Origin of the sequence: Enterococcus pingfangensis (assembly GCF_005405205.1) — a bacterium.
Taxonomy (GTDB): domain Bacteria; phylum Bacillota; class Bacilli; order Lactobacillales; family Enterococcaceae; genus Enterococcus_A; species Enterococcus_A pingfangensis.
This window is the reverse complement of the sequence record NZ_BJDP01000013.1, coordinates 1-19,208: the sequence shown is the minus strand read 5'-3', so window position 1 is coordinate 19,208 and position 19,208 is coordinate 1. Positions and strand designations below refer to the sequence as shown.

The following is a 19,208-nucleotide window of genomic DNA, read 5'->3' as shown; positions in this document are numbered from 1 at the left end:
TACCCGATATTAAAACTTAGTAAACCGACTCGCGAGCCGATCCCCGATAAATTGAATCACAAATACCATTATTAATAAGATGATCATACAGACAAAAGTCACATCGTTTTGAAAACGAGCATAGCCGATACTGATCGCCACATTTCCTAAACCGCCAGCTCCAACTGCTCCAGCCATCGTCGTCAACCCGATCAAGCTGATCACCGTCAACGTCGACACGCGAATGATGTCTGCCAATCCTTCCCGTAAATAGACTCGGAAAATGATCTCCCAATTACTCAAGCCCATCGACTGAGCGGCTTCGACCACTCCCTGACCGACTTCTTGCAACGCATTTTGGATCTGACGCGCATAAAAAGGAAAGATTCCCATCACTAAAGGGACTAGTGCAGCTGTCGTTCCGACGGTTGTCCCGACAAGAAAACTGGTCAACGGTGAAATGACTGCTAGCAAAATAATAAATGGAACACTTCGTAAAACATTGACCACTTTGTCCAGCACACTGTAGAAACTGCGATCTTGAATGATCCCGCCCGGTTGGGTCACGACTAAGAGCAGACCAGTCAGCAGACCGATCACGCCGGCGATCACCGCTGAAGCGACCGTCATGTACAACGTCTCCAAAGTCGCTTGCCAAATCGTTCCTTGCATGGTCAGCACGTGAGGAAATAATTGACTCATGGCCGCACCTCCTTTTTGATTACTTCAACATCGACACCTTGCTGCCGTAAGTAATCGACACCGGCTGAAACTTCACCGTTCAAGTTTAGGATCATGACTCCGACTGTCAAATTATCGAATTGATCGACGTTGGCAAAAAGAATGTTGGCTGCTACTTGGAATTTTTGTGCCATTTCGGTCACCACCGCTTGATTCGTCGTGTCTCCAACAAATTTCAGGACATAAAGATCTTGTGAATTGCTTTGACGAATCCGCTTCAACGCTTCTTGGACATTGATCGACGTATCGATAAATTCTCTCGTCAGCTGTTTTTTCGGTCGCATAAAGACTTCCGCAACTTTCCCCTGCTCAATGATTTCGCCGGCTTCCATGACAGCAACTCGGTGACAAATCGTTTGGATCACTTGGATCTCGTGTGTGATTAATACGATTGTCAATCCAAGCTGTTGATTCAAGCGCTGAAGTAATTTCAAGATGGATAAAGTCGTCTTTGGATCCAATGCGCTAGTCGCTTCGTCGCTGACTAAAATATCCGGATTATTCGCTAACGCTCTAGCGATCGCTACCCGCTGCTTTTGTCCACCGGATAATTGATCTGGAAACGCTCCTGCAAGTTCTTCAAGCTCTACCAGTTTCAACAAACCCAAAGCTTTTTCCCGCCGTTCCGCTTTACTAAGTTTCTCGCCTAGTAAAGGGAACTCTACGTTGTTTAAAACCGTGCGGGAATTCATCAGATTAAAATGTTGGAAAATCATCCCGATTTTTTTCCGAGCGTTTTGAAACTGATGCGGATCCAGATCTTCCAGCGCTTGACCATTCACGATCACTTTTCCCGAAGTCGGGACTTGCAAATGATTGATCACCCGAATCAATGTACTTTTTCCTGCACCAGAGTAGCCGATGATTCCATAGATTTCTCCTTGCTCGATTGCTAAAGACACATGGTCTAACGCGGTGATCGATTCTTGATTACGTTTGAAGGTGACGACAGCGTCTTGTAATTCAATAACTGGTTGTTTCTGTTCTTCCATCTCTATCCCTACTTTTCTGGCCAAACCTCTTCTGCAATACTTTTAACCAATGCGATCTTGTTCCATTGTTGTTCTTCCGTTAAGATATTTCCTTCTTCAGTTGAAGCAAAGCCGCATTGTGGGCTTAATGATAAACGATCCAACGGTAAGTATTGTGCCGCTTCATTGATCCGATCAATCACTTGTTGACGATCTTCTAAGTTGCCGTCTTTAGAAGTAATCAAGCCTAAAACAACTTGTTTGTCACCGCTGACTTTTGCTAAAGGTTCAAAACCGCCAGAACGTTCAGTGTCATATTCTAAATAATATGCATGGACATTTTCAGAGGTAAACAATGGCTCTGCCACATCATCGTAACCGCCGGCTGCTGCCCAAGTTGAATGGTAATTTCCGCGGCACACATGTGTGTTTAAGATCAAATCTGCTGGTTGATCAGCTAAGACTGCGTTATTGATTGTTAAATATAATTGCGCCAATTCGTTGCGAACTTCTTTTTCATCTTTCTCTTCTTCTACAATGAATCCTTCTGGCAACGGTGCGACTAAAACACCCCATGTACAATCATCTAGTTGGATTGTGCGTGCGCCTGCGGCATATAGATCAGCGATCACTTGGCGATAAGCTGTGACGATATCGGCGATCAAAAGCTCATTGGTTGGATAGATTTCACGAACTTTTTCGATGACATCCGGTCTTAGTAATTCCACTAAGATTTGTGCGGGAGCTGGAATCGTTTGTTTCACTTCGATGCCTTCGCTAGTATGAGCACGTGTAAATTTAAAATGTTCAACAAACGGATGATTTTCACCAGAAACTTTTCCAGTGACGATAACTGTACCTGGTCGTGTTTCTTCACCGTGGAAAAAGTAGCCGTGTTCTGGAATTGCGAACGCTATTCCTTGCAACCCCCAGAAGAAATCTAAGTGCCACCAGCTGCGGCGGAATTCTCCATCGGTCACAGCTTTCAGTCCAGCCGCTTCTTGTTTATTGATCAAATCGATGATCGCTTCATCTTCAACTTTTGTTAATTCTGCTTGTGTAAGCTCGCCTGCTTCAAATGCTGTCCGTGCTGTTTTTAATTTATCAGGTCGTAAGAAACTTCCCACGATGTCATAGCGAAATGGTGATGTTGTACGTTTTGTCATAATAAAATTCCTCCATTTTTTAGCTTTTAAGAAAAGGTGATGAAAAACAAAAAAAACACCCATCCCTTTACCTATTGCCAGTGCAATAGATAAAGGGACGAATGTTTTCGCGTTACCACCCTCATTTACATTATCCTCGCGAATAATGCCTCAACGGTACCAGTTGATACCCGGTGATATATCGGTCACTTCCCGTTTAGTTTGCGTGAACAAACCAAATTGCTCAGAGTTCATCTTCACTGACTTTTACAATTCCCTTTTTCACCGACCGGGTTCTCTGTACTCGTTACTTATCAGTTACTCTTCTCTTCAAAGCTTCATTATTTGTTCACTATAATCACATTTAATATAGGTTTTGTCAATACTTTTTTCATTTATTTTTAAAAATAGCCGTTTAGATGGTAATTTTTAGTATAAAAAAAAGCTAAGATCACAAGGATCTTAGCTTAGAATTCATTTTAATTTTAGTACCAACCGTTTGCTTGCCAGAAAGCTTGCGCGCCTTCCCATGAGCCGTAACGAGAAGTTACATATTGGTCAGCAACACGTTCTTGGTTTGCTGCAGAGTAGTCACCATTCAAGTATGAAGCTGATAATTGGTAACGTCCGATGTATTGACCGTTGGTAGCTGTGTAAGAACCGCTAGATTCGCGTTGTGCGATCCATTCTTTTGCTGAGTTGGTGCTTGCTGCGGTTGTAGTTGTTGTTTGAGCAGCTGTTTCTTGTACAGGTGCTGTTTGAGTTGTTTCTTGAACTGCTGTTTCTTGAACTGCTGCTGCTTGTGCAGGAGCTGCTTGAGTTGTTTCTGTTGTTTCTGTTTTAGCTTCGCCGTCAATTGTTAATTCTTGACCAGCAAAGATCATGTTTACGTTCGAAATTTTATTTGCTTTAGCAATTTTATCAACTAGGCTGTCGTTGCCAGCAAACTTGTGAGAAATTTTTGATAAAGTATCGCCTGCTTCAACAGTGTATGTTTCTGAAGCGTGTGCATCTGTAGCACCCATCGCTAATCCTGCACCGGCTGCTAATACTGTACTAAAAAGAACTGTTTTCCCTAATTTCATTATGTAATTTCCCCCGAATTTTCTTCTGTCTTTTTCTTTTGTCTTATTGACTACGAGAGATACTTTATCATCCTTTTGTATTTCATGGGTAATAATCATGTAACAGTATATTACAATCCGATAAAACAATGTAACAAAACACTCGTAAGTGTGTCACTTTGAAATATGGAATTTTTTCGATTACAAAATAAAACTCACTGTTTATAGCGTTTCTAGTAATTGGAACTGTTTTATTTTTGTGTTATAAAAATCATTTTCAGAAATATTGAAATCTTTTTGTAAAGAAGTCTAGACTACGATTTTTGAAAAATTTGGTTGTTTAAGTCTGAATGAGCGCAAAAAAATACTTCGGCTCTATTTAACAGAGTCGAAGTTTTTTTATTTGATCCTTAAACGTTGCCGCCATTTTCTTGCTTGCGCTCCGACTAATTGATCTGCTAATCGCAGCTTCAAACTCAGATAAACATAAACGGCTCCACCAATCCCAGCTGTCAGCAAGCAAATCAACATGGCCGAAAAGCGGGCGGCAGGATCAAGTACCAGATAACTTGTTTGCCGCACGATCACAGCAACTCCCAACATCAAGAGCGTTAAGATCAAAATCAAGAGGCAACGACGAAATGCCAGCCGGTAATTTGCTTGAACGACTCTTCGCAACTTCCACAGACACAAGGCAGAGGTCAGACTCAGTCCTATAAATGTTGCCGCTAATGGACCATAGACCTCCAGTAATTTGATCAGCGGAATTTGGATCACCGCTTTTAAGACCAGTCCTGCCAGCCAATACCTTACTGCGATCCGACTATGGGAAATTCCTTGCAATGTAGTGGATACCATCATGAACAGGGCTGAAACAAATCCCGCCAAACAAGCAGCAATCAGTACACGACTGCCTAAAGCATCGGCTGAATAAAAAACTGTATTCAACGGATACGCCAATAAAATCATACCGGAAACTGCGGGAAACATAATAAAGGCAAAAAGTTGGATGTTGGTATTCACCAATTTAGCCAACTCTGGTCGGCGTTTTTGCGTAAAAAGTTCTGTCAGCATCGGCAAACTCGTTAATGCAAGCGAAGTCCCTAAAGTCACGACGACCATCGTTAGTTTATCGGGATTGGCACTGAATAACGCGTACAGATCTACTAGTTGAGCATGGCTGTAATTCGTATTCGCTTTCATTGTATGGATGAACGTCGCTTGATCGATCAGTTTGTAAAACGTGATCCCGCCGCCAAGCAAAATGAATGGGATCGCTTGTCTGACAGTTTCGAATAATAATTTTTTCGTATCGATCGTCACTTTGTTCAAACTGTATTTCAATTGCTGGTCACTGATTTTACGTTCCTTGAACCAATAAAAAAGCAATACACCGTAAGAACCGATCATGCCAAAAGATGCGGCAAAGGTCGATTGGATCACGGCACTCAAATAATCGCCTTTCATCACTTTCATAATAATAAAGACGCTTAACAACATATACAAAACACGAAGCGCCTGTTCAACTAATTGCGAGATAGCTGAAGGCCGCATGTCTTGCTGTCCTTGAAAATAACCGCGCAAGACACTCATGCAAGGAAAAGCGACTACGGCGACACTCAACGCTTGGATCACAGGGATCAGCGCCGCTCCGCCGCCGGATAAACCGGCTAATAAAGGCGCGGTCAAAAACATGACTCCGCCAAAGAAGATTCCTAAAATCGCGGTCGCTTGTAACGCTTTGATAAATAAACGCCGACTAGTCTGATATTCGCCCATTGAATTGTAGCGTGCGACTTGTTTGGCAATCGCACCCGGCAAGCCTGCTGTGGAGATCATCATGAACAATGCATAAAACGTGTAGCCCATATTGAACAATCCATTGGCGGCTCGGGCATTTTCTCCCATCCAGGCATACCATGGAATAATGTAGATCGCACCCAGCAGTCGTGAAAAGATATTGCCTACTGACAGCCAAGCCGATCCTTGGATCATTTTTTCTTGATAAGAAAGCTCGCTTGATCGGAATTTATCCATAATCTTCTCCTTTACTTGTTATCTTTATAGTAAAACGAAATCACGCTTCTGACAATCACTCTTTACTTTTTCTCTTACTGAGCTATGCTATAATAGCCTAGACTATATATTGGAGGTCTCAACATGCTGACACTTACCCAAATCCAACAGATCCTTGAAAAAGAAAACCTTTTACGGGAGTTTATCACGCCAACGCGTTGGACGTTGACCGTGCCTTTTGACAAAAATTTTCACAAAATCGCTTACGACTCACGTGAAGCAGATGCGGATACGCTTTTTTTCTGTAAAGGCAATAATTTTCAACAACGCTATCTAGAACAAGCCTTGGAAAAAGGGTTGACTTGTTATCTTGCGGAACAGCCTTACGAAGTCGCTGCCGAAGCAGCAATTATCGTTACGGATATTCGCAAAGCACTGGCTGTTTTGAGTATGGCTTTTTACGATTATCCCCAAAGAAAATTAAAACTGATCGGGATCACCGGCACAAAAGGCAAAACGACCGTTGCTTATTTCACAAAACAAATTTTGGACATCACTACCAATCAAAAAACCGCCCTTTTGTCGACATTGAACACGACAGTTGACGGCGTGACTTTTTTCAAATCAAAACTTACGACGCCGGAATCATTGGACTTGTACCGGATGATGGCCGAAGCTGTAGAAAACGGAATGACCCATCTTATCATGGAAGTTTCTTCCCAAGCTTATAAAGTCGCCCGCGTTTACGGGTTGACTTTTGATGTAGGAGTTTTCCTTAATATTTCACCCGACCATATCGGGCCAATCGAACATCCGACTTTTGAAGATTACTTCTATTGCAAACGGCAGCTAGTCGCTAATTCTCGGCAAGTCATCTTGCAGCACGAAATCGATCACTTTGATCTTTTGCTGGAATTAACCAAACAAAAAAATATTCCTGTCATCACCTACGGAAATCAGCAAGCCGATTACTGCGTACAGCCATTAGCACATCCGCTTACCTTTTCCTTAACAAGCTCAGCTGATCGTCTCACCTTAAATGGACAGTATGAGATCTTGTTAGCCGGCGACTTCAACAAAGAAAACGCCGCTGCCGCTTTACTGGCCAGCGCGCTGGTCGGGGCAGATCAAAAAGCCGGGCAACAAGGATTAGCTGAAGCATTAGTTCCTGGACGGATGAATCTGCTCTTGAAATCAAACGGTGCTCACATTTACGTCGACTACGCTCATAATTATTTAAGCATGAAATCGTTGCTGGCGTTCGCCAAAGAACAGCATCCCGCTGGTGCGCTCGTAGTTATCACTGGATCAACGGGGAACAAAGCCGAATCTCGCCGCGCGGGCTTAGGCCAAGCCATCGGCGAATACGCCAATACCGCAATTTTGACTAGCGATGATCCAAACTTTGAAGATCCGCAAAAAATCGCTGCTGAGATCCAAGCAGGAATCAAAAATCCTCAGGTGGACGTGCGCTTTGAAATCGATCGTAAAAAAGCCATCCAAGCAGCGATCCAAGCTGCTGGTCCTAACGACGCTATCGTCTTAGCCGGAAAAGGAACGGATCAATATATGACTATCAACGATGAAAATCTGCCTTATGAAGGCGATTATCAATTGGCTGAAAAATTCATTGCTCTGTGATTCTGTCCTGACTTAAAAATTACTACTAATAATTCATTTCATTCATCGACCGTGATCTCGCTGATCTACGGTCTTTTTTACGTTTAAACCGACTCTTCACACTAACAAAACAAGTTAGTTTCTTCACTACAAAAAAACTCCGTAACTATTTACAGAGTTTCCGTCTTTATTTTTGCAAGTTCGAGCGCTTTAACGACTTCATCCAGCATGTATTCATCCGGGCTCAGACATTCTATCGCGGTCATTCTTTGGTACTCCTCCATGAAATATGGAAAATGAGTACAGCCGAAAATTATTTTTTCTACTTTGTTTGTTTCAAAAAACTGCACTGATTCAGGCAGTCCATAGTTTTGGCAGATCGTTTTTGCATCTTCTTTATTTTCGATACTATTGACCCAGTCTAGATTGCTGATGGAATAAAGTTTTAGCTCTTCATTCGTTTGTACCAGCTCTTTTTCAATTCCTGACGCTCCTTGTGCATTGGCCGTCAGCAAGCCGACTCTTTTACATTGTTTGGCTGTTTGCTGATATGCTTTGAATGGTGTAATAATCTTGATCCGCAATTCATGCGAGATTGCTGCAAAGTCTACCGTGGCGCTTAATGAGTTGCAATAAACAAAAATCAATTCGCTGCCGCGAGAAATGGCTGACGCAATCATTGACTTAACGATCCTTGCGCGAACCGCAGGATCACTTGTTTGGAAAACGGTTTGTTTCTCAGGTGTATCCGCCACAGCGATTGAATCGAGGTCCAAAGTGAAATTTGCTTGCAACAATCGGCAGCCCATTTCTGTATCTACCGGTGTCCCCGCCATGACCGTAATTTTTTTATTCGCCATCCTAAAAAGCCCCCATGATAATTCAGTACTCTATTTAATTGCTTATCTTACCTCATTTCAAACTAAAAATAAAATAAAAAAGCTAGAAGCCTTGATAATACAGGCCCCCAGCATATATTTAATTCTAAGAGGTTAATTTGCTACGATATTAACCAATTTATTCGGTACAATGATCACTTTACGAACCGTTTTGCCTTCGATATTGCGTTGGATAAGTTCATCTTCCAGCGCAAGTTTTTCTAATTCGTCTTTTGCTAAATCAACAGCGACCATTACTTTTGAACGGACTTTTCCATTTACTTGCAAGATCACTTCGATCTCATTTTCGATTAACGCCGCTTCGTCGTAAGTTGGCCAAGCCACATGTGAAATGCCTCCCTCATGCCCTAAGATCGCCCAAAGTTCTTCAGCGGCATGCGGTGCGATTGGTGCTAACAATTGTACGAAACCTTCGACATATTCATAAGTCAGCGCTTCTGCTTTATAAGCATCGTTTACGAAGACCATCAGTTGGGAAATTGCAGTATTGAAATGCAACTGCTCCATGTCTTCCGTTACTTTCTTGACTGTTTGATTGTAGACTTTAGTCAATGAACCGTCGTTGAAATTCGTGATGTGATCACGCATCTTGCCTTCTTCGTCAACGATTAAACGCCATACCCGATCCAAGAATTTTCGCGAACCTTCCAATCCGTTTTCACTCCAAGCGATCGAAGCATCCAATGGACCCATGAACATTTCGTACATCCGCAATGTATCGGCCCCATATTGCTCAACAACATCGTCAGGGTTCACGACATTTTTCAATGATTTACTCATTTTTGCCGGTGCTTCTTCCAATTCTTCACCAGTTTCCACGTTGAACCATTTACCATCGCGCTTCTCTACTTGATTGGTTGGAACTAGCGCTCCTCGGCTATCGCGGAAACTTTGACCTAGGATCATTCCTTGATTATAAAGTTTTTGGAACGGTTCATTCGTTGGAACAACACCGATATCGTATAAAAATTTATGCCAGAAACGAACATACAATAAATGCAGCACGGCATGTTCTGCTCCGCCGATATATAGATCAACCGGCATCCAGCGTTCTAATTTATCGTAATCTGCCAACGCTTCTTTGTTGTGAGGATCAATAAAGCGCAAGTAATACCATGAACTGCCGGCCCATTGCGGCATAGTATTGGTTTCGCGTCGACCTTTTTTGCCAGTGACCGGATCGACTACATTGACCCACTCTTCGATATTGGCTAATGGTGATTCACCGGTCCCGCTTGGTTTGATGTCTGTTATTTTTGGTAATTCCAATGGCAATTCATAATCAGGAACTAAGCCAGTCGTCCCGTCTTCCCAGTGGATGACTGGAATTGGTTCGCCCCAATAACGTTGACGAGAGAACAACCAGTCACGCAAACGGTAGCTGATTTCTTTTTTCCCGCAATTATGTTCTTCTAACCAAGGAATCATTTTATCGATCGCCTCTTGTTTGTTCAAGCCGTCTAAAAATTCAGAATTGATATGCACACTGTCGCCGGTAAAGGCTGCTTTTTCGATATCGCCGCCTTCAAGGACGGGGATGATCGGCAAACCAAATGTTTTAGCAAATTCATAATCGCGTTCATCATGGGCAGGAACTGCCATGATCGCCCCAGTTCCATAAGAAGCTAGGACATAATCGCCGATCCAGATCGGCATTTTTTCACCATTAACCGGATTGATCGCATATGCGCCGGTAAAGACTCCTGTTTTTTCTTTTGCTAAATCTGTTCGGTTCAATTCAGATTTTTTTGATGCCTCTTCGATATAGGCATCTACCGCGGCTTTTTGTTCAGCAGTAGTAATTTTTTGAACTAAAGCCAATTCTGGTGCCATGACCGCATACGTTGCACCGAATAAAGTATCCGGACGGGTCGTGAAAACAGTAAATGTTTCCGTGCTGCCTTCGATTTTGAAGCTGACGTTTGCACCGACAGAACGGCCGATCCAATTTCGTTGCATTTCTTTGATGCTTTCCGGCCAATCAACGGTCTCTAAATCATCCAACAAACGATCCGCATAAGCGGTGATCTTCAACATCCATTGACGCATTGGTTTGCGGATCACGTCATAGCCGCCTCGTTCGCTCTTGCCATCGATTACTTCTTCATTTGAAATAACGGTTCCTAATTCAGGTACCCAGTTGACTGGAACTTCGGCTTCATAAGCCAAACCTTTTTCATACATCCGTTCGAAGATCCATTGTGTCCATTTATAATATTCAGGATCCGTCGTATTCAGTTCACGATTCCAATCATAGCTGAATCCTAATGAGTTGATTTGGCGTTTGAATGTTTCGATATTTTTCTTAGTAAATTCTGCTGGATCATTTCCTGTGTCCAATGCATATTGTTCTGCAGGCAGACCAAACGCATCCCAGCCCATTGGATGCAAGACATTATACCCTTGCGCGCGTTTCATCCGTGAAATTGCATCCGTTGCCGTATAACCTTCTGGATGGCCTACATGCAAGCCTTGTCCAGATGGATAAGGAAACATATCCAATGCATAAAATTTTGGTTTTTCAGGGTCATCTTGGGTATTGAAAACATTATGTTTTGCCCAATATTTTTGCCATTTTTTTTCAATCGCTTTGTGATCGTAACTCATGTTGTTCCTCCTACTTAGATAAACTTATTTTTTGATGATATAGAATTGACAGCTAACCCAGGTTCCAAAAATCATTTTTCAAACTAGGAAAAACGGTCTTAACTTCAGCACTCAGCTAACTTTACAGCAAAAAGCCGGGCTGAAGCGGACCTAGCAAAAAAAGTCCTACGAAAGCTCAAAGAAACTTTCATAGGACGTAATTAACGTGGTACCACCTATTTTTATCTGCCAGAAAACAGACCTCAAAAGAAATAACGGTCTCTAGCCGGATCAATCGATCATGCTCCAAGGTAAGTTCGAATGTCCCGCATACCCACTTCCAGCACCGTGCGCTCTCTAAAATGCGTTCGTTTCTACTACTCCTCTTCCAAGCAACAATATTTAAAGTAGTTTTATCTTAGCAGATTCCAAAATAATATTCAATTGAATTCCCTTTAAGAAATCACGGAAAAAATTGTCCCGCCGCTGAAACATGATATAATACTTCTGTTTAGAAAGGATGAGTCAGACAAAACAATGAAAAATAAATCACTCTATCAATTGATCGGCAGTTTCACCCTGCTTTTTTTTGCGGCACTTTGTTACATCGTCCGCTTTTATCCGGAAACACTCGCTGGTTTTGACCGTGGGATCATTCGGGCAGTCCATCAACTTTATCCGCAACTGAATGGCTATTTTTTATGGGTGACAAAATTCGCTAATCTGACTACGATCGTCTTATTGACGCTTGTTTTCGCTGGTTTATTTTATTTCAATAAACAAAAAATCACCGCACTGTGGCTGGTAACTACTATGGCGTTAGTCAGCGGCGTCGGCAACCATCTGCTGAAGCTGTTCTTCCAACGCGAACGACCAACGATTTTGCCCCATATGGTAGTTGAACACAGCTTTAGTTTTCCCAGCGGCCATTCGACAGCCAGTACTTTGTTATACGGCACCTTGATTGCTGTCATGGCGTTGTTCTTCAAAGAAAAAACGCCGCGATTGATTGCTCAGATCATTGCAGGATTGTTGATCTTTAGTATCATGATCAGCCGGATTTATCTGGGTGTCCATTATCCAAGCGATGTACTCGGCGGAATGTTTTTCGGCAGCAGCTGGCTGCTTTTTACTTATCCTTATTACAAACAGAAAAAATTAGCTTATGATCTAAAAGCGATTAGGAGAAACAGATGACCTTTCAATATAGTGACGACAAAACCAAGCGCTATCATTCATGGAATTATGCGCTGCGCCATGAATTTGGCGGAAAAATTTTTAAAGTTCCTGTCGACGGCGGCTTCGATTGCCCCAATCGTGACGGAACCGTGGCACATGGCGGCTGTACCTTCTGCAGTGTCTCTGGTTCTGGCGATATGATTGTGGCGCCAAGTGATCCGCTGCCTTTACAGTTTCAAAAAGAGATCGACATGATGCATCAAAAATGGCCCCATGTGGAACAATACATCGTTTATTTCCAAAACTTTACTAATACGCACGCGCCGGTCGAAGTCATTCGCGAACGTTTTGAACAAGTCGTCAATCTGCCCGGCGTAGTCGGCTTATCGATTGGCACTCGGCCTGATTGTTTGCCGCCGGAAGTTGTCGATTATTTAGCCGAACTTAATCAGCGTTTGTATCTTTGGGTAGAATTAGGTTTACAAACGACTTATGAATCGACGAGTGCAAGCATTAACCGCGCCCACGATTACCCAACTTATGTAGATGCCGTGGCACGCTTGCGGAAACACGACATCCATGTCTGTACTCATTTGATCAATGGGTTGCCGGGAGAAACATTAGAGATGATGCGGGAAAACGTACGCCGGACAATCTTGGATTCCGATGTGCAAGGTATCAAGCTTCATCTTCTTCACTTGATGCGCAATACAAAAATGTTGCGCGACTATGCCGAAGGTCGGCTGCAGTTAATGAGTAAAGCCGATTATGTCTCAGTCATCTGCGATCAACTGGAAATGATTCCGCAAGAGATCATCATCCATCGGCTGACTGGCGACGCGCCGTGGGATTCATTGATTGGACCGATGTGGAGTTTGAAAAAATGGGAAGTCTTGAACGCGATCGATCAAGAACTGATCCAACGTGACTCGTATCAAGGAAAATTTGCTTTGCGAAAGGACTTTGGCTATGCTGCTGACAGCCTTACGCTTTAGTCACCAACTGTTGGAAGAAGTAGTGACGGCTGGCGATCATGTGATCGATGCAACGATGGGCAATGGCAATGATACTTTATTTTTGGCGAAACTCGTTGGAGCGACCGGTCATGTGTCAGCCTTTGATATCCAAGAACAAGCCGTCCAGAATACTCGCGAAAAATTAGCCGACTATAGAGATCGCACTACCTTGTATCTTGCCGGTCACGAAACGATCGCTGAAAAAATTTCAGCCAAACAACCGATCCGAGCAGCAATTTTCAATCTCGGTTATTTGCCAAAGGGCGACAAACAGATCATCACATTGCCTGAAACAACAAAACAAGCGATGCAGGCGATCTTAGAACGCTTAACGATCGGCGGACGAATGATCCTTGTGATCTATTATGGGCATGCTGGCGGTGAAGCCGAAAAAAATGACGTTTTGCATTTCTGCCAAGACTTGCCGCAAGAAACCTTCAGTGTCTTGAATTATCAATTCATCAACCAAAAAAATAATCCGCCGATTTTATTGTGCGTAGAAAAAAAGAGCGACTGATTGATCAGTCGCTCTTTTCATTGAACCATTCTAAAACACGTTTGACCCAAGTATCCCAAAATACCCAATCATGTTTTCCCGGTCCCTCTTCAAAAGTCACGTCTAGCTTTTTTTTTTTCAGTTTATGCGCCATATATTGACTGGCCGGATACAGTTCATCTTCTGTCCCGCAAGTTAAGAAAAAGCGCGGAGCAGGTTTTTGACTGCTCACCAATTCTTCCAACAAATAAAGCGGATCATTTTCTGAACCTTGAATCTGTTCCAACGGTCCAAAGATCCCTTGCCAATACGCCTCGTTGCGCACTGCCAACAGACTCTTCACATCATTCAAAACAACTGCTCCTGACAAAGAAGCGACCGCCGCAAAATTTTCTGACTTTGCTAACCCTAATTTCAACGCGCCATAACCGCCCATCGATAGTCCTGCAGCAAACGTCTTTTCCCGTTTGTCAGTGATCTGCGGGAAGAGTTCATGGACGATTTCAGGGAGTTCTTCAGAAACAAACGTCCAATAATTCATATCATAAGTTGTGTTCGTATAAAAACCAAGATCTGTCGAAGGCATCACTACCGCCATCTGATACTCTGCAACATAGCGCTCGATCGACGTCCGCCGTTCCCAAACACTATGATTGCCGCCCATCCCATGTAATAAATACAAGACAGAAACATCTTCTGCCGCACCAGTCGTCGCTGTCCCGATTTTTTTATGTGTCGTTTGCGGCAAGATTACGTTCAGCATTACTTCCATTTGTAAAATGTTTGAATAGACATTTACCTGTAAAAAAGCCATTCAGCTAAAGCCTCCAGTTCCTTATTCTTCATTTAGTTTAACACGTCTAGCTGGTTTCCCAACCATAAAACTAAAAATCAGTGCAAAAATAATCAGCAACAGCCCTGCCAAATAGACCCAATGCAAGCTGTCAAAAAGAATTTTATGCAATTTTATCCGCAGTTCCAACTCAATTTGGATCGCTGTATGCGGATTGATCAAACGATTCATGATATCAAGATCAGTGATCCCCGCTTTTATTAACTGGCGGCTGTTAGCAACATTCAAAATGATTCCAAAAAGTGCGACCATGACTGTTTGCCCAATCGTCCGCGATAACGTATTAAATGAAGTCGCGACACCGATTTCTTCTTTTGGTACACTGGCTTGCGCCTCCACTGTCGTTGTTGTGATAGACAGCCCGTAACCGACACCTAATGCGCCCGTAATGATGAAGAACAACCAAAATGGACTTTGTTGTGGTAAGGCTAGCAATGTTCCGCCACCTAATAAAATGATAGCCAATCCAACTATCAAGATCCATTTAACAGAATACTTACGCAACAGACGACCTGATAAGAAAGACCCGTACATCCAGACGATCGACATCGGTGCTAAAACTAAGCCGCCTACCCCCGCTGGCTTGCCTAAAACACCTTGCATCCACATCGGGATATAAACATCTAGTCCCATCAAAAAACCGCTGATTAACGCCGCGACGATATTCACACTGGCAAAAGTTTGATTGCTGAATAATTTTAAGTTTATCACCGGATCAACCGCTCTTTTTTCTGTTTGGATGAAAAAGACTAACGAAAGAACACTCGCAATGAATAACGCTCCTACCGACAATGACAGACCTTCATCACCTAACAATTGAAACCCTAATAGCAAACTTAATAACGTCAACATTAAAAATAAACTGCCTAAAATATCCATCTTTTTAGCTTGATGGCTTTTCTTTTCTTCCACAAAAAAATACTGCAATAAACCGATCAAGCCTAAGCCAATCGGTACATTGATAAAGAAAATCCAATGCCAGCCGACTGTATCCACGATCAGCCCACCAGCCAATGGACCAAAGACACTCGCGATTCCCCAAGCAGCACTCGTCAGACCCAAAACTTTCGCTCGTTTTTCAAGATCATAGAGATCCGCAATAATCGTTAATGAGACCGGCATGATTGCTCCCGCACCAATCCCTTGAATCGCGCGAGCAATGATCAACGTCAACATCTCATTGGACATTCCACACAACGCAGAACCTAATACGAACAATAAAATCCCAACAATAAAAATTGGTTTCCTCCCAATTTTGTCGGCTAACTTGCCATAGATTGGTGTGATCATAGCATTGGTCAGTAAATAAATAGAAAAGACCCAATTCATAATCTCGATCCCATGTAAACTGCCCACGATCGTCGGCATGGCAGTCGTCACGATTGTTCCTTCAATCGCTGACATGAATGTCGCGATAAAAATTCCGGCAGTCACAACTTTCACATTTGTTTTCCGCTTCATTTTCCCCTCCAAATTCCTATCTGATCTGCATAAATCAAACTAACAAAAAGAGACGGTCCCATTGATCAAAGACCAATCGAAACCGCCTCGTGAACTCCATAAATAATTTATGTCTGTACGATTTATCCTAAATTCAAACTTTTTTTCAACGCAGCAACTTTATCGGTATGCTCCCAAGTTAAATCGATATCTGTCCGGCCAAAATGACCATACGCAGCTGTATCGCTATAAATCGGACGTAATAAATCGAGCATTTCAATAATACCCGCTGGACGCAAATCAAAGTTTTCGCGAATCGCACCAATCAATGCTTCTTCAGAAACTTTTGCTGTACCGAATGTATTGACTGAAATAGAAACTGGTTGTGCTACGCCGATTGCATAGGCCAGTTGGACTTCAACTTTTTCAGCTAAACCGGCAGCTACGATATTTTTCGCAATGTAACGTGCCGCATAAGAAGCTGAACGGTCAACTTTCGTCGCATCCTTACCAGAAAAAGCACCGCCACCATGACGTGAATAACCACCGTAAGTATCAACGATAATTTTCCGTCCAGTCAAACCAGCATCCCCTTGAGGTCCGCCGATTACAAAACGGCCAGTTGGATTGATAAAATACTTTGTCTGTTCATCTAGTAACTCTGCAGGAATTTCGTGTTTGATCACTTTTTCCATTACATCTTTTTGAATCGTCTCATTTTCAACTTGATCGTTGTGTTGAGTACTGATCACGACTGTGTCCACTCGCAACGGTTTTCCATTTTCATCATACTCTACTGTTACTTGTGATTTTGCATCTGGTCCAAAATAAGCAACTTCTCCAGACTTGCGTAAATCCGCTAAGCGTTTGACTAAGTGATGACTCAATGAAATAGGTAACGGCATCAATTCAGGTGTCTCGTTCACCGCAAAACCAAACATAAGACCTTGGTCTCCAGCACCGATATCATCGAATGAATCTTCTTTACCGCGAGTCTCTAAGGCATCGTCCACACCTTGAGCAATATCTGGTGATTGTTCATCGATTGCGACTAAAACAGCAACATTATCCCCATCAAAACCAAATTTTGAATCAGTATAACCAATTCTTTTAATTGTTTGACGTACTACTTTTTGGATATCTACATACGCTGAAGTAGATATTTCTCCAAAAACTAAAACAAGCCCAGTTGTTACAGATGTTTCGCAAGCAACTCTGGCTTTTGGATCCTTTTCTAAAATCGCATCCAAAATTGCATCACTGATTTGATCAGCAACCTTATCCGGATGTCCTTCTGAAACAGATTCAGATGTAAATAAACGACGTTCTTCCATTATAAATATTCCCCCTAAATTTTATTCGGTTACAAGGAATCTCTGGGCTTCCAGAGCCTATCGGGAACTTGCAACGACTCGATTATAACAGAAAAATACCACCTGTTACTAATAATTTTTTAAAGAAAAGTAGTAATTTACAAAAACATTCTAAAAACAAAAAAAAAGAGACGTTTTTAAACGTCTCAGGATGACCCGTACGGGACTCGAACCCGTGTTACCGCCGTGAAAGGGCGGTGTCTTAACCGCTTGACCAACGGGCCATAACAATAAAAAACGGAGAAGGAGGGATTTGAACCCTCGCGCCGGTTTCCCGACCTACACCCTTAGCAGGGGCGCCTCTTCAGCCACTTGAGTACTTCCCCAAAAAACCAAAAATATATTTCTAATGGGCCTAAATGGACTCGAACCATCGACCTCACGCTTATCAGGCGTGCGCTCTAACCAGCTGAGCTATAGGCCCCTCTTAAAAACTAAAGCGGGTGACGAGAATCGAACTCGCGACAACAGCTTGGAAGGCTGTGGTTTTACCACTAAACTACACCCGCAAACAAGCTATTAATGGCGCGGGACAGAATCGAACTGCCGACACATGGAGCTTCAATCCATTGCTCTACCAACTGAGCTACCGAGCCAGAAACGGTCCCGACGGGATTTGAACCCGCGATCTCCTGCGTGACAGGCAGGCATGTTAACCCCTACACCACGGAACCGTAATTTTTAGTTTTTAATTGCGGGAGCAGGATTTGAACCTACGACCTTCGGGTTATGAGCCCGACGAGCTACCAGACTGCTCCATCCCGCGATAATAGTATTAAAAAGGAGGATAAGGGATTCGAACCCTTGCACGGTTTTACCCGCCTGACGGTTTTCAAGACCGTTCCCTTCAGCCGGACTTGGGTAATCCTCCAAATAAAAAATAATGACCCGTACGGGACTCGAACCCGTGTTACCGCCGTGAAAGGGCGGTGTCTTAACCGCTTGACCAACGGGCCATAATTTTAATGGGCCTAAATGGACTCGAACCATCGACCTCACGCTTATCAGGCGTGCGCTCTAACCAGCTGAGCTATAGGCCCTTCTTAAAAACTAAAGCGGGTGACGAGAATCGAACTCGCGACAACAGCTTGGAAGGCTGTGGTTTTACCACTAAACTACACCCGCATGGCGGTCCCGACGGGATTTGAACCCGCGATCTCCTGCGTGACAGGCAGGCATGTTAACCCCTACACCACGGAACCGTAATTTTTAGTTTTTAATTGCGGGAGCAGGATTTGAACCTACGACCTTCGGGTTATGAGCCCGACGAGCTACCAGACTGCTCCATCCCGCGATAATAATATTAAAAAGGAGGATAAGGGATTCGAACCCTTGCACGGTTTTACCCGCCTGACGGTTTTCAAGACCGTTCCCTTCAGCCGGACTTGGGTAATCCTCCACAAAAGAGTCACTATGGACCTTGTAGGACTCGAACCTACGACCGGACGGTTATGAGCCGTCTGCTCTAACCAACTGAGCTAAAGGTCCTGGCTCGAATAAAATCGCGGCGGAGGGGATCGAACCCCCGACCTCCCGGGTATGAACCGGACGCTCTAGCCAGCTGAGCTACACCGCGTTATTAATAAAAATGGAGCCTAGCGGGATCGAACCGCTGACCTCCTGCGTGCAAAGCAGGCGCTCTCCCAGCTGAGCTAAGGCCCCATAATTTTGTTTCTATCGGGAAGACAGGATTCGAACCTGCGACACCTTGGTCCCAAACCAAGTACTCTACCAAGCTGAGCTACTTCCCGAAATGCACCCGAGAGGACTCGAACCTCTAACCCCTTGATTCGTAGTCAAGTACTCTATCCAATTGAGCTACGGGTGCGT

At 43.4% G+C, this 19,208-nt stretch carries 14 protein-coding genes, 19 tRNA genes, 1 riboswitch and 1 other annotated feature; of the genes, 4 read left to right on the top strand and 29 right to left on the bottom strand.

The window, feature by feature from the left end; genetic code table 11:
* Positions 1 to 9 precede the first annotated feature (9 nt).
* The 5 genes from FFM63_RS08485 to FFM63_RS08465 all read right to left on the bottom strand — a co-directional run bounded on the left by FFM63_RS08485 (position 10) and on the right by FFM63_RS08465 (position 5,937).
* Positions 10 to 681 carry a methionine ABC transporter permease gene (locus FFM63_RS08485; protein WP_137609861.1) on the bottom strand — a complete coding sequence of 224 codons (672 nt, stop codon included), beginning with the start codon at positions 679 to 681 and terminating at the stop codon, positions 10 to 12.
* Positions 678 to 1,712, bottom strand: coding sequence for a methionine ABC transporter ATP-binding protein (locus FFM63_RS08480; protein WP_137609860.1), 1,035 nt, complete (start codon positions 1,710 to 1,712; stop codon positions 678 to 680). Before FFM63_RS08480 ends, FFM63_RS08485 begins: the two co-directional genes overlap by 4 nt.
* An 8-nt stretch (positions 1,713 to 1,720) precedes the next feature.
* Positions 1,721 to 2,857, bottom strand: a complete 1,137-nt coding sequence (locus FFM63_RS08475) for a 5-methyltetrahydropteroyltriglutamate--homocysteine S-methyltransferase (protein ID WP_137609859.1) — start codon at positions 2,855 to 2,857, stop codon at positions 1,721 to 1,723.
* Positions 2,858 to 3,321: 464 nt separating this feature from the next.
* On the bottom strand, positions 3,322 to 3,921 hold the full coding sequence (gene apf, locus FFM63_RS08470; protein WP_137609858.1) for an aggregation-promoting factor: 600 nt from the start codon (positions 3,919 to 3,921) through the stop codon (positions 3,322 to 3,324).
* 378 nt (positions 3,922 to 4,299) lie between these two features.
* A complete protein-coding gene (locus FFM63_RS08465; RefSeq protein WP_137609857.1) occupies positions 4,300 to 5,937 on the bottom strand; it encodes a putative polysaccharide biosynthesis protein in 1,638 nt (545 codons plus the stop codon).
* 123 nt (positions 5,938 to 6,060) lie between these two features.
* Between FFM63_RS08465 and FFM63_RS08460 the strand changes: the two genes are divergently transcribed.
* Positions 6,061 to 7,557, top strand: a complete 1,497-nt coding sequence (locus FFM63_RS08460) for a UDP-N-acetylmuramoyl-L-alanyl-D-glutamate--L-lysine ligase (RefSeq protein ID WP_137609856.1) — start codon at positions 6,061 to 6,063, stop codon at positions 7,555 to 7,557.
* Between the two features lie 149 nt (positions 7,558 to 7,706).
* Here FFM63_RS08460 and FFM63_RS08455 read toward each other — a convergent pair whose 3' ends face one another.
* The gene (locus FFM63_RS08455) at positions 7,707 to 8,396 is read right to left on the bottom strand and encodes an aspartate/glutamate racemase family protein (RefSeq protein WP_137609855.1); all 690 of its coding nucleotides are present in this window, start codon (positions 8,394 to 8,396) and stop codon (positions 7,707 to 7,709) included.
* 132 nt (positions 8,397 to 8,528) lie between these two features.
* Positions 8,529 to 11,042 carry a leucine--tRNA ligase gene (gene leuS, locus FFM63_RS08450; RefSeq protein WP_137609854.1) on the bottom strand — a complete coding sequence of 838 codons (2,514 nt, stop codon included), beginning with the start codon at positions 11,040 to 11,042 and terminating at the stop codon, positions 8,529 to 8,531.
* Positions 11,043 to 11,229: 187 nt separating this feature from the next.
* Positions 11,230 to 11,421: a binding site (T-box leader), on the bottom strand.
* 137 nt (positions 11,422 to 11,558) lie between these two features.
* On the opposite strand from leuS, the gene FFM63_RS08445 reads away from it, so the two are divergent.
* From FFM63_RS08445 to mnmM, 3 genes are read left to right on the top strand one after another with little or no spacing between them, the layout of a single operon-like run.
* Positions 11,559 to 12,218, top strand: coding sequence for a phosphatase PAP2 family protein (locus tag FFM63_RS08445; protein WP_137609853.1), 660 nt, complete (start codon positions 11,559 to 11,561; stop codon positions 12,216 to 12,218).
* Positions 12,215 to 13,195, top strand: coding sequence for a tRNA modification radical SAM protein MnmL/YtqA (mnmL, locus tag FFM63_RS08440; protein ID WP_137609852.1), 981 nt, complete (start codon positions 12,215 to 12,217; stop codon positions 13,193 to 13,195). Before FFM63_RS08445 ends, mnmL begins: the two co-directional genes overlap by 4 nt.
* Positions 13,170 to 13,733 carry a tRNA 5-(aminomethyl)-2-thiouridylate-methyltransferase MnmM gene (gene mnmM / locus FFM63_RS08435; RefSeq protein ID WP_137609851.1) on the top strand — a complete coding sequence of 188 codons (564 nt, stop codon included), beginning with the start codon at positions 13,170 to 13,172 and terminating at the stop codon, positions 13,731 to 13,733. Before mnmL ends, mnmM begins: the two co-directional genes overlap by 26 nt.
* A 4-nt stretch (positions 13,734 to 13,737) precedes the next feature.
* On the opposite strand, the gene FFM63_RS08430 is transcribed toward mnmM, so the two are convergent.
* The 22 genes from FFM63_RS08430 to FFM63_RS08325 form a co-directional block, all read right to left on the bottom strand.
* Entirely contained in the window at positions 13,738 to 14,526 is a 789-nt protein-coding gene (locus FFM63_RS08430; protein WP_137609850.1) for an alpha/beta hydrolase, read from the bottom strand.
* A 21-nt stretch (positions 14,527 to 14,547) separates the two neighbouring features.
* Positions 14,548 to 16,026, bottom strand: a complete 1,479-nt coding sequence (locus tag FFM63_RS08425) for an MDR family MFS transporter (RefSeq protein WP_137609849.1) — start codon at positions 16,024 to 16,026, stop codon at positions 14,548 to 14,550.
* 122 nt (positions 16,027 to 16,148) lie between these two features.
* The gene (metK, locus tag FFM63_RS08420) at positions 16,149 to 17,339 is read right to left on the bottom strand and encodes a methionine adenosyltransferase (protein ID WP_137609848.1); all 1,191 of its coding nucleotides are present in this window, start codon (positions 17,337 to 17,339) and stop codon (positions 16,149 to 16,151) included.
* Positions 17,337 to 17,418, bottom strand: a riboswitch (SMK box riboswitch). (Overlaps the previous gene by 3 nt.)
* A 112-nt stretch (positions 17,419 to 17,530) precedes the next feature.
* Positions 17,531 to 17,602, bottom strand: a tRNA-Glu gene (locus tag FFM63_RS08415).
* Positions 17,603 to 17,616: 14 nt separating this feature from the next.
* A tRNA-Ser gene (locus FFM63_RS08410) sits at positions 17,617 to 17,704 on the bottom strand.
* A gap of 24 nt (positions 17,705 to 17,728) precedes the next feature.
* A tRNA-Ile gene (locus FFM63_RS08405) sits at positions 17,729 to 17,802 on the bottom strand.
* A 14-nt stretch (positions 17,803 to 17,816) separates the two neighbouring features.
* Positions 17,817 to 17,887, bottom strand: a tRNA-Gly gene (locus FFM63_RS08400).
* 14 nt (positions 17,888 to 17,901) lie between these two features.
* Positions 17,902 to 17,974, bottom strand: a tRNA-Phe gene (locus FFM63_RS08395).
* Between the two features lie 5 nt (positions 17,975 to 17,979).
* Positions 17,980 to 18,052: transfer RNA gene (locus FFM63_RS08390), tRNA-Asp, on the bottom strand.
* An 18-nt stretch (positions 18,053 to 18,070) separates the two neighbouring features.
* A tRNA-Met gene (locus FFM63_RS08385) sits at positions 18,071 to 18,144 on the bottom strand.
* A 15-nt stretch (positions 18,145 to 18,159) separates the two neighbouring features.
* Positions 18,160 to 18,249, bottom strand: a tRNA-Ser gene (locus tag FFM63_RS08380).
* 13 nt (positions 18,250 to 18,262) lie between these two features.
* Positions 18,263 to 18,334 (bottom strand) — tRNA-Glu (locus tag FFM63_RS08375).
* 10 nt (positions 18,335 to 18,344) lie between these two features.
* Positions 18,345 to 18,418, bottom strand: a tRNA-Ile gene (locus tag FFM63_RS08370).
* Between the two features lie 14 nt (positions 18,419 to 18,432).
* Positions 18,433 to 18,503: transfer RNA gene (locus tag FFM63_RS08365), tRNA-Gly, on the bottom strand.
* Position 18,504: 1 nt separating this feature from the next.
* Positions 18,505 to 18,580: transfer RNA gene (locus FFM63_RS08360), tRNA-Asp, on the bottom strand.
* A gap of 18 nt (positions 18,581 to 18,598) precedes the next feature.
* A tRNA-Met gene (locus tag FFM63_RS08355) sits at positions 18,599 to 18,672 on the bottom strand.
* 15 nt (positions 18,673 to 18,687) lie between these two features.
* Positions 18,688 to 18,777: transfer RNA gene (locus tag FFM63_RS08350), tRNA-Ser, on the bottom strand.
* Between the two features lie 15 nt (positions 18,778 to 18,792).
* Positions 18,793 to 18,866, bottom strand: a tRNA-Ile gene (locus FFM63_RS08345).
* 14 nt (positions 18,867 to 18,880) lie between these two features.
* Positions 18,881 to 18,954: transfer RNA gene (locus FFM63_RS08340), tRNA-Met, on the bottom strand.
* 13 nt (positions 18,955 to 18,967) lie between these two features.
* Positions 18,968 to 19,040 (bottom strand) — tRNA-Ala (locus tag FFM63_RS08335).
* A 15-nt stretch (positions 19,041 to 19,055) separates the two neighbouring features.
* Positions 19,056 to 19,129, bottom strand: a tRNA-Pro gene (locus FFM63_RS08330).
* Positions 19,130 to 19,132: 3 nt separating this feature from the next.
* Positions 19,133 to 19,206: transfer RNA gene (locus FFM63_RS08325), tRNA-Arg, on the bottom strand.
* Between the last annotated feature and the right edge of the window lie 2 nt (positions 19,207 to 19,208).

Excerpts from the sequence above, each read along its gene's own strand:
- mnmM (WP_137609851.1), top strand. The coding sequence starts at position 13,170 with ATGCTGCTGACAGCCTTACGCTTTAGTCACCAACTGTTGGAAGAAGTA.
- FFM63_RS08430 (WP_137609850.1), bottom strand. The coding sequence starts at position 14,526 with ATGGCTTTTTTACAGGTAAATGTCTATTCAAACATTTTACAAATGGAA.
- FFM63_RS08445 (WP_137609853.1), top strand. The coding sequence starts at position 11,559 with ATGAAAAATAAATCACTCTATCAATTGATCGGCAGTTTCACCCTGCTT.
- FFM63_RS08455 (WP_137609855.1), bottom strand. The coding sequence starts at position 8,396 with ATGGCGAATAAAAAAATTACGGTCATGGCGGGGACACCGGTAGATACA.
- mnmL (WP_137609852.1), top strand. The coding sequence starts at position 12,215 with ATGACCTTTCAATATAGTGACGACAAAACCAAGCGCTATCATTCATGG.
- FFM63_RS08465 (WP_137609857.1), bottom strand. The coding sequence starts at position 5,937 with ATGGATAAATTCCGATCAAGCGAGCTTTCTTATCAAGAAAAAATGATC.
- leuS (WP_137609854.1), bottom strand. The coding sequence starts at position 11,042 with ATGAGTTACGATCACAAAGCGATTGAAAAAAAATGGCAAAAATATTGG.
- apf (WP_137609858.1), bottom strand. The coding sequence starts at position 3,921 with ATGAAATTAGGGAAAACAGTTCTTTTTAGTACAGTATTAGCAGCCGGT.
- FFM63_RS08460 (WP_137609856.1), top strand. The coding sequence starts at position 6,061 with ATGCTGACACTTACCCAAATCCAACAGATCCTTGAAAAAGAAAACCTT.
- FFM63_RS08475 (WP_137609859.1), bottom strand. The coding sequence starts at position 2,857 with ATGACAAAACGTACAACATCACCATTTCGCTATGACATCGTGGGAAGT.
- FFM63_RS08480 (WP_137609860.1), bottom strand. The coding sequence starts at position 1,712 with ATGGAAGAACAGAAACAACCAGTTATTGAATTACAAGACGCTGTCGTC.
- FFM63_RS08425 (WP_137609849.1), bottom strand. The coding sequence starts at position 16,026 with ATGAAGCGGAAAACAAATGTGAAAGTTGTGACTGCCGGAATTTTTATC.
- FFM63_RS08485 (WP_137609861.1), bottom strand. The coding sequence starts at position 681 with ATGAGTCAATTATTTCCTCACGTGCTGACCATGCAAGGAACGATTTGG.
- metK (WP_137609848.1), bottom strand. The coding sequence starts at position 17,339 with ATGGAAGAACGTCGTTTATTTACATCTGAATCTGTTTCAGAAGGACAT.